The sequence below is a fragment of the Desemzia sp. AGC72 genome (assembly GCF_057334175.1).
In genome coordinates, this window is the sequence record NZ_JBHFIG010000004.1 from 1 (window position 1) to 14,163 (window position 14,163).

Below are 14,163 nucleotides of genomic sequence, written 5' to 3' on the forward strand. Positions count from 1 at the left end.
ATCATTTTGTTCGGTCCCAAATAGAGGGAAGTCAAATTGAAAAAGCCTTGAATGGCTGAAGCAGCTCCTCCCAATAAAACAGCACTCTCTTGTAAAGAAGAATTTTCTATGGGGACAGAAATACTGAAAGAACTGGCGATATGTTTTTGAATAATTGAAAGCAACTTAGGAATTTCATCTACTAAAGTAGAATGAAGATAAATTTTTTCTGGACCATAGCTGGCAATAACATTGTTGATCCCAATGCTTAAATATAAAGCAAAATTTTGTATCAATTCATTGGCTATGTTATCACCAATAGAATAAGCCGTGATCAAGTCATACAAAGTCAGTTGATCGTCTTTTTTAGCCTCTTGAAATGCAGACAGAAGAGCTTTTTGCGAACTGTATTGTTCCAAACACCCTTGGTTTCCACAAGGGCAATGTTTACCATGAGGATAAAGAATCGTATGCCCGATTTCTCCACTACGTCCATCTCGTCCATGGTACAGTTCATTGTTTATGATGATGCCAGCTCCGACTCCACTGTGAACACTGATGCTGACGAGGTTGGAGACAGTAGTAGAAAAGGTTTTTTCTGCTAAAGCGGAAAGATTTGCCTCATTCTCGATGTGAATGGGAACCGGGATGAGGTCGCTCAAAACACTGTAAAGATCGATCTCATCCAAGTCGTAATAAGGAGTAAAGACAATACGGTTATCAGATACGATTCCATGGACAGCAATAGAAAGACTGGTAATACCATAAGGACTTTCCGCTGCTACTGTACGTTGCTCTTGATAAATATTTTGGATCACTTCTATACAAGAGGATTTATCTACTTGTATAGAGAGAGTCTCTTTCTTCAACACTTCGCCGTTCAGATAAGTCACCAAATAAGACACGTAATCATACCCTAAATCAATCGTCAGAGTTAAAGCAGCAAGTTTGTTGAGTTGCAATAAAATCGGTTTTCTTCCTCCACTAGTGGTACTTTCTCCGCTGCCAACCTCATGGATGAATTGATTTTCGATAAGCTTATTAGCAATATCGGAAACCGAAGCTTTATTTAAGCCGGTCATTTTAGAAATCTGTGCTCTGGAAATAGATTTTTCTTCAATCAAAGTTGCTAATACCAGTTGTTCATTATTCTCGCGTAAAGTATAGCGGTCTGTAATCATTTCATCACCTCATTGTTCTTAAATTAGTATAACAAATAAATCAAATATATTTTTATGAAAGCGTTGACAAAATCGAGAAAGTGCCTTATTCTATGTGTATAGTTAGTTTATCTAACAAACAAACTAAAAACAACTAAAACATTTATCATACAGGAGGCTATATCATGTCATATTTTCCATCAATCGAAAAAATCCAATACGAAGGTCCAACATCAAAGAATCCGTTAGCGTTTCGTCATTACAATCCAGAAGAAGTGATCATGGGAAAAACAATGAAAGAACACATGCGTTTCTCAGTTGCTTACTGGCATACGTTTACACAAGATGGTTCAGATCCATTTGGTAAAGCCGTCAACCAACGCGATTGGCTGGCAGACGATGAAATGGAAACGGCTAAAAACCGTGTGGAAGCAGCTTTTGAGTTCTTCGAAAAACTAGGCGTGGATTACTTCTGTTTCCACGACATGGATGTGGCGCCTTATGGCGACTCCTTAGAAACGTTCTTTAAAAACTTAGATGAAATCGTCGACTTGATCAAAGAAAAAATGGACCAAACCGGCATCAAATTGTTATGGAACACAGCTGACCGTCATTCCAACCCTATTTATGTTCATGGGGCAGCTTCTAGTTCGAATGCCGATGTGTTCGCCGTTTCTGCAGCGCAAGTCAAAAAAGGTATCGATATCAGTAAAAAACTGAACGGAAAAAACTTTGTTTTCTGGGGCGGACGTGAAGGCTACGAAAACTTGATCAACACCGACATGAAATTGGAAGAAGAAAACATCGCGCGCTTATATCATATGGCGATCGATTACTCTAACGAGATCGGACACGAAGATTTGACTTTCTTATTGGAACCTAAACCAAAAGAACCGATGAAACACCAATACGATTTCGATGCAGCGACCAGCATGGCGTTCTTGCAAAAATACGACTTGACTGACCGCTTCAAATTAAACTTGGAGGCCAACCACGCTACATTGGCAGGACATACCTTTGAACATGAAATGAATGTCGCGCGTAACTATGATGCCTTAGGCTCATTAGATGCCAACCAAGGCGATCCTTTATTGGGCTGGGATACAGATGAATTCCCAACGGATTTATACAGTGTGACTTTAGCGATGTATGAAGTCTTAGAAAATGGAGGTATCGAGCCAGGCGGGATCAACTTTGACGCTAAAGTTCGCCGGACTTCATTTGAAATGGACGACTTGTTCATTGCTCATATCGCTGGAATGGATACCTTTGCTCGCGGATTGAAAGCAGCGGCTAGATTGAAAGAAGACGGCTTCTTCGACCAATTGAAAGAGGAACGTTACGCATCTTACAAAGAAGGCATTGGAGCTGAGATCGTGTCTGACAAAGTAGACTTGAAGTCCTTGACCGATTACGCTTTAGGCTTAGAAAAAATTGAGAACACATCTTCTCACATTGAATTCGTCAAAGCACAATTAAACGACTACATTTATTAAGAAACTTACTGGAGGCAAAACGAATGAGTTATGTACTGGGGTTAGATTTAGGAACAGGCTCTTTAAAAGGACTCTTGATGAATCGAGAAGGTTCAATCATTGCGACGAAGACCAGTGAATATGATTTGATCAGCACACAGCCAGGATACAGTGAACAACGGCCGTCAGACTGGATCAAAGCTGCTAAAATAGTCATCAAAGATATCATTACAGAGATTCCTGATGCTGCTGGACAAATCGAAGCGATCAGTTTTTCAGGTCAAATGCACAGTTTAGTACTTTTAGATCAAACAGGAGCTGTATTGAGGAATGCGATTCTGTGGAATGACGTTCGGACAACTGTTCAATGTGCAACCATTATGGATCAAATGGGAGCGCGTTTAATCGAGATCACTAAAAATAAAGCGTTAGAAGGATTTACCTTGCCTAAACTGCTATGGGTAAAAGAACATGAGCCCGAAATATGGGATCAAGTGGCTCGATTCTTATTGCCAAAAGATTATTTAGGCTATTGGCTGACTGGCAATCAGCAAATGGAATATTCAGATGCAGCTGGAACATTGTTATTGGATGTGACCAATAAGATTTGGAGCCCAGATATTTTAGAAGCATTTGATATCCCAGCAACAAGCTGTCCGCCACTGGTTCGTTCAATCGATTGCATCGGAACAGTCAAACAAGAAATAGCAGAAGAATTGGGACTTGAAAATGCTGTGAAAGTTATTGCAGGCGGGGCAGATAATGCTTGTGCTGCGATCGGAGCTGGAATCGTCCATGACAATACAGCTATGTCTAGTATTGGAACATCAGGAGTCTTTTTAGCCTATGAACCGAACGGCACAAAAAACTATGAAGGTCATTTGCATTACTTCAATCATGCAGAACCAGAAAAGTATTACTCAATGGGAGTAACGTTAGCAGCAGGACACAGCTTGAACTGGTTCAAAAAGACGTTTGCCAAAGAATCGTCATATGAGGAATTGTTATCTGGAATCGATGAAATTGCAGCTGGATCAGATGGATTATTTTTCACTCCTTATATAGCAGGAGAGAGAACTCCATATACCGATAGTCAAGTCAGAGGAAGCTTTATTGGAATGGACGTCCACCATACATTGAAGCATTTTGCTAAAGCTGTTTTGGAAGGTATTACTTTTTCTTTAAAAGACTCTCAATTATTGATGGAACAATATACAGGTAAACAATTTGAACAAGTTGTTTCTGTCGGCGGTGGGGCTAATAATAAAGACTGGCTGCAAATGCAAGCAGATATTTTTAATGCGAAAGTCGTCATTTTAGAAACGGAACAAGGACCTGCTCAAGGGGCAACCATGTTAGCTGCAGTTGGAGCTGGCTGGTACGATACGGTAGCCAATTGTGCTAACGATTGGGTGGATTTTAAAGAAACATATGAACCAAATCCCCAAACGGCTGAGCGTTACCGTTTGCTGCATAAGAAATACCAAGACATTTATCCAGCAACAAAATCATTATTCACTCCACTATCTAACTGATCAATATAAAAAACAACGGATGTAGACTATGTCCGTTGTTTTTTATATTGGGTCAAAAGCGTCTTTAGAAAAATATTGGTTTAGGAAGTCACTTTAAAAAAACTGTAACACCAAAAAAACTAGTAAAAAATCACACTTTGACTCTGTATTTTGAAAAAGTGCGAATAATTACCCTAAAAAAGCTAAAAATGACCTCATAACTTTTTGTTAAAACGCTTACACTAAGGTTGAGAGATTTCAAGTGTCTTATTCAAATTGGAGGTTGCTTATGACTAAAAAAAATCGTCCTGAAAGAGGGATATGGAGTAAAAATTATGGAAACATATGGGAAAATGCGTACGTCGCTGGTAATGGAATTGTTGGGGTTATGGTATATGGTGCTCCGTCAGAAACAAAACTGATCGGGAATCATCATGACTTTTTTCTCAAAGGCAATAATATGACAGACCTGCCTCATTTGGGCGAAGAATTTGAAACAGTACGCTCGATCATCAAAGAAAAAGGTTATCAAGAAGGTATTGAGTTTTATGAGCAAGAAGCAGAAAAAAGAGGCTATGAAGGTTTAACCATGAGCGATCCTTTTCATCCTGCTGTTCAAGTCGACATGACTCTGTTGTATGAAGACCAAGAGGTCAAAACAGGTTCCTTTAGCCGGATGATCGATTACGAAAAAGGAATCATTGATGAGGTGCACGAAACAACGACCCACAAACAAATTCAAAAAGAAGTATTTGTTTCTCGTAAGACAAGTATGATCCATGTGAGGTACACAGCCAGTAAACCAATTAGTCTGTTACTTGATGTAGTGGACTTTAAAGAAGAAAAATTGCAGCAAGAAACTCGGTGTATTGATGAACAGTTCGTTCAAACAAATCGTTATGTGGATGGATCAGGTTACCAGACAACGGTCGCTGTTGTAACTGATGGTGTACAGTACAACCAAGATTCTTCGGTAGTGATTGAAAAAATGACTGTTTTGGAAGTAGTGATCGGAATCAATCAATCTTTAGACATTCAGTCATTTGAAGAGCAATTACAGGAACACGTTCAACTACATGCAGAGCTGTTCAATAGAATAGCTTTTGATCTGGCAGCGCCAGAAGAAAGAAAGCGCAGTATAGAAAGCTTATTGGAAGAAATGGAATTGGAGAGCACTGTGCCGTCAGTATTATACGAAAAACTGTACGATGCCAGCCGTTACGTTCTATTATCTTCGACAGGTACTTCCATCCCTAACCTTCAAGGAATCTGGACAGGCAGCTTTACGCCTGCTTGGAGTTCAGATTATACCTTTGATACAAATGTACAACTAGCTATCTCTTCATTAGCAGGATTGGGGCTGTTTTCATCTCTTGAAGGTGTATTCAATAAATTAAAAACGTATTATAAAGACTTTGAAGCTAATGCAATGGCGTATTACGGTTGCAGTGGATATTTTGTACCGCCTCATGCTAGTACGACTGGCAAACATGTGCATTGGAACCACGAATGGCCTTTAGTATTTTGGACAGCTGGAGCTGGTTGGTTGGCACATTACTATCATGAGTATTATGAGTACACTCAAGATAAAATTTTCTTAGAACAAGAAGCTGTACCTTTTTTTGAACAGACGATTTTGTTTTATGAAGATTTTCTAGCAGAAGATTCACAGGGGAAATGGCTTTTCCAACCCTCTTATTCAGCAGAAAATGGTATGGGGAACAACGCTACGATGGATGTAGCTGTTTTGAAAGAAACACTGACAAATCTTATGAAAGCTTACGTTGTTTTAGAAAAAAAGATTCCTGGGAAATACAGCACTATGCTGAAAAAGCTGCCTGATTATCAATTGAATAAAGATGGCATTCTAAAAGAATGGATAGATTCATCGAAAGAAGAAAATTTCAATCATCGCCATTTTTCACAGTTTTATCCAGTATTTGAAAGTCGAGAGATTACTCAATCGAATGATCCAGAGTTGTGGCATGCTGCCCAAAAGACTTACGATAAAAAATTGGAGTCCTGGTTGCTGAATGAAGAACAAGAAAATAGTTCTTCACACGGCAGAATGCATGCAGCCATGATTGCTATCACACTTGAACGTCCAGACGATTTTTCAGCATCGCTGAATGAACTGATCGTAAATCATAGTTTTTATGATTCATTAGTAACATCGCATTATAACAAGCAAGAAGTCTTCAACATTGATTCAAATGGTGCCATTCCAAGGCTGATTCATGATTCGCTTATTTATTGGCAGCAAGATGAAGGTTTAGTACTGTTTAAAGCCGTACCTGAATGGTTGCAAAAAGGTGTATTAAAAGGGATCAAATTGCCGAAAGGAATTACTGTAGATCGATTTGAATGGGATCTGCATGAAGGTTGGGCAAAATTGGACATGACTTGTATCGAAAATACAAACATTGTCCTGAGTTTGGCTGAAACTCGAATGGAATTTAAAAAGAAAACTGTACACCATCCGAAACAAACGGTAAAATTAACAGCAGATACGATAACGCAAGTAACCATTCGGATTGAGGAAGATCAATATGAAAAGGAAACTATTTACTAAACGAAAATCGACAATACAGCTTAAATTACTGAGTATGTATGTTATCGTGCTGCTGATTCCAATCGTTTTAGTAGGGTATTACCTATCGATTGAATTAAGAGAGAATTTGATAGAAACAAAAACAAAAGAAATCGAACAAAATACCGAGAAAATTGAAAGCGATTTATTCGAAGCTATGTCGAATGTGATCTTGATCTCTGATTGGCTGTACCAAGATCAAGAGTTGCGCAGTATTTTAGAAACAGAATATACAAGCGACTATGATATATTCAGAGATTATCAGAACTACGAAATGTTCTCGGATTACTTAAAGTATTATGACGAATTGGCCAATATTCGATTCTTTGTCGAAAATGAAACATTGCGCAGCAGTTTAGGTTTATTTCCGACAACTGAAGAAATAGAGAAAGAAGAGTGGTATCAAATAGCGGTAGAAAAGAAAGGGCGATTTACGTGGGAGTTCATGAAAGATCCGATCACTCAGCAAACGCTTCTTTACTTGACACGTTCTGTCTATGACGGTAATCAGTTTCTTGGCGTTTTGACAGTTGCGATGTCGAAACAAAAAATCAGCAGTATTCTATCGAATTCCACCAGTCCGGTATTTATCACTTTGAACGATGAAACACCTATATTTAATTATCCAAAAACTGAGAATATCATGGTGAGCTATGAGCCATATGAAAGTATCGTTAAATTAAAAAAAGTATCAGATGAAAACAGTATAACGGCCCAAGAAGAAGTCAATAATGGACCCGTCAATTTAAATATTCGGAAAATCGAGATTCCTAAAATTCTTAATTCGCAAATGAAAGTTATTGGTCTGGTGCCGACGAACACGATCTTAGCAGAAGCAAATCAAGTTCTTAGTAACGCCTATCTAGTTGTAGCTATCGTATTTGCGATCACTTTGCTGCTGTTGTATACCTTTATCTGGCGTTTCAATGAACGTATTTTAAGATTGCAAGATGCTATGACAAAAGTGGCTCATGGGGATTTTTCCATTCCAAGTACGATCGAAGGAACAGACGAAATCACAGATGTGTATGAACAATTGTATTTGACAATGGAAAGCTTGCAACAGTTGATTGAAAATAACTATTCGCATCAATTGAGCAAACAAAACTGGGAGATCCAGAAAAAAGAATCAGAATTTAAGTTGCTGGCTAGTCAAATCAATCCCCATTTTTTATACAATACGTTAGAAATGATCCGTATGAAAGCTTTGCGCAACAGTGACAGAGAAGTAGCTGAAATTGTTAAGATCCTCAGCAAATTGATGCGGAAAGCTTTAGAAAGAAACCATGATGAACAAAGCTTGACGGATGAATTGAAGTTCATAGAAATGTATCTTCAAATTCAAAAACTGAGATTTGGCGAACGTATATCTTACACGATCACGAAAGAGTTCGATGAAGATTACTCGATTCTTCCGATGGTTCTGCAGCCGCTGGTGGAGAATTCGTTTGTGCACGGGATTGAGCCTAAAGCTGGAAAAGGAGAGATTCGCATTGCTGCCAGCAAGTCTGATGAAGATTTGATCTTATTGATTCAAGATAATGGAATAGGGATATCTGAAGAAAAGCTGAAGAATCTTCAAGAAATGCTCATAGAAGCAAAAGACAGTGACCGGATAGGACTAAGCAATGTTAATTTAAGAATCAAACAGTATTATGGACCAGATCATGGAGTCAGAATCGACAGTAAAGAAAATGAAGGAACAACCATTACCATCACACTGCCATTAAAAGAAATCAAGGAAAATAAAGGAGAATAAATGTCCATGTATAAAGTGTTGATTGTAGATGATGAACCCATTGTACGTGAAGGATTAGAGTGGATTATCGAATGGGAAAAGTATGGTTATCAAATTGTAGATACAGCAGAAAATGGAAAAGATGGGCTGGAAAAGATTCGTGCGCTGCAGCCGGATTTGGTCGTTACTGATATTCGGATGCCCGAGATCAATGGTATCGAAATGATTCGGCAAGCCAGAAAAGAAGGGTTCGACTGCGAATGTGTGATTCTTTCAGGACATTCGGATTTTACTTATGCCCAAGAAGCGATTGAATTAGGAATGTTATCGTATTTACTGAAACCGATCGATGAAGATGAGCTGATTCGATCTTTATCTAAGATCAGCGAAGAGATCAAAAAGAAAAAACAAATAGAAGAATATCAAGATTACTCGCTTTCTTCGCTGGTCAAAACCTATATCATAAGAGGACAATACAATGACAACTTGGAAGTATTTCTGTCGTATGATTTTTATCAACTTATCGGATGCTTCTTTCACACTTCAGAAATCGATCAAAATCAAATGATAGAAATTATGAAATATAATTTGCCGAAAAACACGTTTATCTTTAGTCATTCGAATGCTTTGTTCGCCTTGATCTGTGATGAGACCGTTATGACTGTTAACAGTTTAGTCTCTGCATTGGAAAAAGAAATAAACCAACGTCACTCAAAAACTGTGTTTGTTCTTAGCGAACGGGCTTCCTCGGTGAAAGATTTGAGGCGTCTATACAATGAAGTCAAGGAGCTGGAAAACAAACAATACTTGTTCCCACAATTGGCTATCTTGTCTTATCAAATACTTGCAGATGAAGCAGAGAAAAAAAACAGTACTTTTGTTTTGGATAAAACTGAATTGAGAGCAAACTTATTGCAAGCTACCATAGCGGGTCAAGCTGCTAAAATAACAACTTATTTAGAGCAGCTGTTTCATTATTATCAAAAAAATACGTGGAACGTCAATATGATAAAAGCTGACTTATCTAATCTGTGCAGTTATTATTTCGAAACGATAGAAGATGAGTTGGACAAGCCTTTAAAAGAAAGTGAAAAAAACAAAGTAGTCTCTGTTATTTGGTCTAATAAATCTTTGTACGACACATTTGATTTTCTCAAAGAAGTCTTTAAAGACATGGGCAGAATGTTTTACGCTAAAAACGAGAAAAAAGATGTGGTAGAGGATATCATCCAAATTACATACAAACAGTATGATGAGGATCTGACTTTACAATATTTAGGCAAAAAATTGAATTACAGTCATTCTTACTTAGGCAAAAAATTCAAAGCTCAAAAACAAAAAAGTTATCGAACTTTCTTAGATGAAGTGAGAATTGAAAAGGCTAAGAAGTTATTGCGGGAAGGTCAATACTTGATTTATGAGATCTCAGATCGTGTAGGCTATACCAATGCAGATTACTTCTACAAGAAGTTTAAAAAATTAGTCGGAATGAGTCCAAAAAGCTATCAAAAACAATACATTGATGTAAAAGAAGGCGATAAAACATGAAAGAAAAAAGTATTCTAGATTCACTTTTATATAAAATACTGAAATACGTATATTATTTTTTAATGACCAATCTGTTGTTTCTTTTATCAAACGCGCTGTTCTTAATGGTCTTATTTCTGTTTCCGCTTAGTCTGTCCAATATTTTAGTGTACAGCATATCGTTGATACCTATGGGGTTCAGCATCAGTGCTATGTGTTATGTGATGAAAAAGTTGTGGCAAGAAAAAGAGTTGCGGCCAGTTGGAGATTATATTTACGGTTATAAATTGAATCTAGGAATCACGTTAAAATTTTGGCTGCTTCAATTGGCTATCGGAACGGTTTTTTTAGTAGACGTCTTGTACTTTATAGAAAGAGGTCAAACGATCATTGCTGTTGCTTTTGGAATTGCTTTACTGATCAATTTAGCAGTCTCGTTAGCAGGATTTCCAATTTTGATTACATTTGAAGTGAAATTGAAAAGCTTGTACATTATTTCTTTTTACACTTGGGGGAAATTTTTCTTAGGACAATGTTTGAACTTGATGACGATTCTTTCGTTTGGGATCATTCTATATGCTTATCCTAGTGAAATGTTTCTTTTTGCTTTTTCAATAAGCTGCTATTTTGTGATGAAACAGAACGATTCGATTTTAAGCTACTTGAACCATCAATTTTCTACAGAAAGTTAGAGGGATGAAATGAAAATGAAAGTATCTTATAAGTATAAAATACGGTTTTTTTTACTGATTGGACTTTTTTTAGCAGGATGTACAGATGATTCTGTAATAGCACCAACAGAAGAATCCACCAGCGCTAGAGCGATCACTTTATTCCAAGAATACACCAATTTGACAGAAGCTGTATTAACAGGTGAAGAAGAAGTTGAATTAAACTACACTTCAAATGGATGGAAATCAAGCAGTGAAGAACCTGTTGATCAAAATGCAACCAATCAATTAATGACCGGGTTGGTGCAACTGACAGGAACAAAAGTCGATCAAACAGAAGCGCAAACACTATTAAAAGAAACGGCTTTTTTTACAGCAGCTTTAGTTAATGGAGACAATGAAGAGAAAACACTCCAGTTTGTAAAAACTGGAAATGAGAAAATTTTTGCGATTGATCAAGAAGATTCAGTTTACCAACTAACGAATTTTCCAATGGAATTAAAACAATTTTCTTCTATCATGGTGCAGGAGCCGATTGAACTAGTAGGAAAAGAGTTGACAGAAATTGGGTATAAAACTAAAGATACTTGGTTTGTATTGAATCAAGAGACCGCTCTTTCAGAAGTAGAGACCGCTCCATTTATCAGCGGCTGGTTTTTCCATTCTGATCTGCAAACAGAGTTTTCGGTGGAGTATAATCAAATGCAGCAGGTATTGGCTTCTTTGACAACATTAAAAGGGAAAAAAGTAGAGACGGTTGACACTGAGGCATTCTCTTCTCCTGTTCGAATCGATTTGACGGGAAAAGAAAAACAAGAAACGATTTTGATTGGAAGTAAGGTAGAATCAACGGAATATACTTATGTCAAAAAAGAAAGCGACCATTCTGTTTATCAAGTCCCAAATGTTTTGATCGAACAGTTGTCTCTGGAGCCAGCGAAATTAGTGGATAATTTTATTTCGTTACTGCCCTTGACTGCCATTGAGTCTGTAGAAATACAAGCTGAGGACGAAAAAACAGTGATTGAAGCTGAACATGAAGTCGTTGATGGGGAAGAGGACGAGTTAGAAATTGCATCAGATATCTTCGTGAACGGAAAACAAGTGAGTACAGATTCCTTTAGAAAAACCTATCAACACTTAGCGATGCTTTCTTACGAAGAGGAACTGCAAGACTATCGTGTTCCTGAGGAAGAAGTAGAGGGAGAAATCAGTATCCTCTATACTTTTAAAGACAATGGAAATGTTTTGACGAATCAGATTCGTTTTATTCCGTATCAAGATGGAGAATTTGCAGTCATTAAAAATGATACAGCTGAATTTACTACATCTGTCGCCCAGTTAGAAACTATGTTGCAGCAAGTAGCGCTTTTGACTGAAAAGTAAAGACAAATACCTGTAAAAATAGCCCCTATTAATTGAAAGCTAATTTTTACAGGTACGATGTCTTTTTTTTAGGGTATTTTTTGAAAGCGGTATCAACTATTATTAAGACATAGGAAATAGCACAATAGGAGGAGATAGAATGGAAAGTTTAAAGGCAGTTGAAGCTGCAAAGGAAGTGAAACAACCTGCATTCAAAAAGACTAAAACAAAAATCACTTGGAAAAAAATCAAAGAGCAAAAAGTATTGATTTTAATGTCCCTGCCGTTTGTAGCTTGGTTAGCAGTTTTTGCATATACGCCATTAGTTGGGTGGGTCATTGCTTTTCAGGATTACAAACCGCAAAATGGATTTTTTGGATCTGAATGGATAGGGTTTAAACATTTTATTGATTTATTCCAACAGCCTCTTTTCTACGCTGCATTAAAAAACACTCTCGGGATGGGAACTTTGGGACTGGTTTTTGGAACAATATCAGCGATTACATTCGCTTTGGCTTTGAACGAGATGCGTTTTACGCGTTTCAAAAAACTAACTCAAACCGTTTCTTATCTTCCTCACTTTGTTTCTTGGGTAGTTGTAGCGAATATCGTTACTCAAACTCTTTCTATCAGCGGAATTGCAAATGAACTTTTAATGAATTTAAATTTGATCGATGCGCCAATCAACTTCTTGGCTAATCCAAACAGCTTCTGGGGAATTATAACAGGAGCAGATGTTTGGAAAGAGACTGGATGGAACGCTATTATTTATCTTGCGGCTATGACAAGCGTAGACCAAGAGATGTACGAAGCAGCTGAAGTTGACGGAGCCAACAGGTGGGAAAAAATCGTCAACATCACCTTGCCGGCGATCAAACCGATTATTGTTGTGCTTATGATTCTGAATATCGGGAACTTGATCAATATTGGTTTTGAAAAGCAAATGTTGTTAGGAAACAATATTGTAGCAGATAAAGCATTAGTAATTGAAAAATATGCGTTAGATTATGGTATTGGAATGTTCCGTTATTCATTTGGTACAGCAATCGGTATATTCAAGTCTATCGTCAGTGTATTTTTAATCGTCACATTCAACAGTATCGCGAAGAAAACTGGTCAAGGTGGATTGATCTAGAAAGGAGAGGAACTTAGTGGAATTAAATGTAACGGAAGTAAAAGCAGAACCAAAATTAATAACGAAAAAAAAGAAGAGAAGAATCAAAAAAGCTACAAAAACAGACTACGTGCTGGCAGCCTTTATGCTGGTTGTTTTAGTGGTAACACTGTATCCGTTCTTAAACGTCTTGGCTATTTCGTTAAATGACGCAACAGATACAGCTAGAGGTGGTTTGTATATCTTTCCTCGAATCTTTACTTTAGCGAATTTCCAAGAAGTTTTTTCCTCTAATGGGAATTTGATCATGGCTTTTCAGAACTCAGTATTGAGAACAATTATCGGAACAATTCTAAGTACATTTTCATGTGCTGTATTGGCTTATGTCATCAGCAGAAAACAATTTGTCTTTAGAAAGCCAATCACTATAATGTTAACGCTCACAATGTACGTCAGCGGTGGTTTGATCCCTTCGTTTTTAGTTATTAAAGAACTAGGGTTGATCAACAACTTTGCTGTCTATATCATACCTAGTTTATTAAGTGCATTTAACGTCATTATCATCCGCTCTTTCATCGATGATCTGCCGGATGCTTTAGAAGAATCAGCGAAAATCGATGGTGCTAGTGATTTTACGATATTCTTAAAAATTATTATGCCGTTGTGTATGCCGGTTTTAGCTACTGTAGCACTGTTTGTTGCAGTTGGCCAATGGAACAGCTGGTTTGACACATATTTGTATGCAAGATCAAACGCAGATTTGACAACATTGCAATATGAGTTGATGAAGATTATGGATAATGCTAGTTCTATGACTTCTAACGATGTTAATGGAATCAACAGCCAACAAATGCTGTCTAGAAAAACGACACCGGAATCAATCAAAATGGCGGTAACAGTTATTGCGACCGTTCCAATCTTATTAGTGTATCCGTTCTTGCAAAAGTATTTCGTATCCGGATTGACACTTGGAGCAGTAAAAAGTTAATTTCCTTTGGTGATAAAAATAAAAAAAAAAAGAAAAATTGGG

General features: G+C 37.4%; 10 protein-coding genes. 9 read left to right on the top strand and 1 reads right to left on the bottom strand.

The window, feature by feature from the left end; translation table 11 throughout:
• On the bottom strand, positions 1-1,160 hold a 1,160-nt coding region (locus ACE025_RS02650; protein WP_485937202.1), incomplete at its 3' end, for an ROK family protein.
• Between the two features lie 164 nt (positions 1,161-1,324).
• Here ACE025_RS02650 and xylA point away from each other — a divergent pair.
• The 9 genes from xylA (at position 1,325) to ACE025_RS02695 (ending at position 14,121) form a co-directional block, all read left to right on the top strand.
• Complete coding sequence (gene xylA, locus ACE025_RS02655) at positions 1,325-2,635, top strand: xylose isomerase (protein WP_485937204.1); 1,311 nt, start codon at positions 1,325-1,327, stop codon at positions 2,633-2,635.
• A 23-nt stretch (positions 2,636-2,658) separates the two neighbouring features.
• Positions 2,659-4,149, top strand: a complete 1,491-nt coding sequence (gene xylB, locus ACE025_RS02660; protein WP_485937206.1) for a xylulokinase — start codon at positions 2,659-2,661, stop codon at positions 4,147-4,149.
• Between the two features lie 268 nt (positions 4,150-4,417).
• Positions 4,418-6,700, top strand: coding sequence for a glycosyl hydrolase family 95 catalytic domain-containing protein (locus tag ACE025_RS02665; RefSeq protein ID WP_485937208.1), 2,283 nt, complete (start codon positions 4,418-4,420; stop codon positions 6,698-6,700).
• A complete protein-coding gene (locus ACE025_RS02670) occupies positions 6,678-8,477 on the top strand; it encodes a sensor histidine kinase (protein WP_485937210.1) in 1,800 nt (599 codons plus the stop codon). The genes ACE025_RS02665 and ACE025_RS02670 overlap by 23 nt, the downstream gene beginning before the upstream one ends.
• Positions 8,478-10,004: a response regulator gene (locus ACE025_RS02675; RefSeq protein ID WP_485937213.1), complete on the top strand. Its 1,527-nt coding sequence runs from the start codon at positions 8,478-8,480 to the stop codon at positions 10,002-10,004.
• Positions 10,001-10,675, top strand: a complete 675-nt coding sequence (locus ACE025_RS02680; protein ID WP_485937215.1) for a YesL family protein — start codon at positions 10,001-10,003, stop codon at positions 10,673-10,675. Before ACE025_RS02675 ends, ACE025_RS02680 begins: the two co-directional genes overlap by 4 nt.
• Positions 10,676-10,684: 9 nt before the next feature.
• Complete coding sequence (locus tag ACE025_RS02685; RefSeq protein ID WP_485937217.1) at positions 10,685-12,040, top strand: DUF4340 domain-containing protein; 1,356 nt, start codon at positions 10,685-10,687, stop codon at positions 12,038-12,040.
• 139 nt (positions 12,041-12,179) lie between these two features.
• The gene (locus ACE025_RS02690; RefSeq protein ID WP_485937219.1) at positions 12,180-13,154 is read left to right on the top strand and encodes an ABC transporter permease; all 975 of its coding nucleotides are present in this window, start codon (positions 12,180-12,182) and stop codon (positions 13,152-13,154) included.
• A gap of 16 nt (positions 13,155-13,170) precedes the next feature.
• Positions 13,171-14,121, top strand: coding sequence for a carbohydrate ABC transporter permease (locus tag ACE025_RS02695; RefSeq protein ID WP_485937221.1), 951 nt, complete (start codon positions 13,171-13,173; stop codon positions 14,119-14,121).
• The last annotated feature ends 42 nt before the right edge of the window (positions 14,122-14,163 follow it).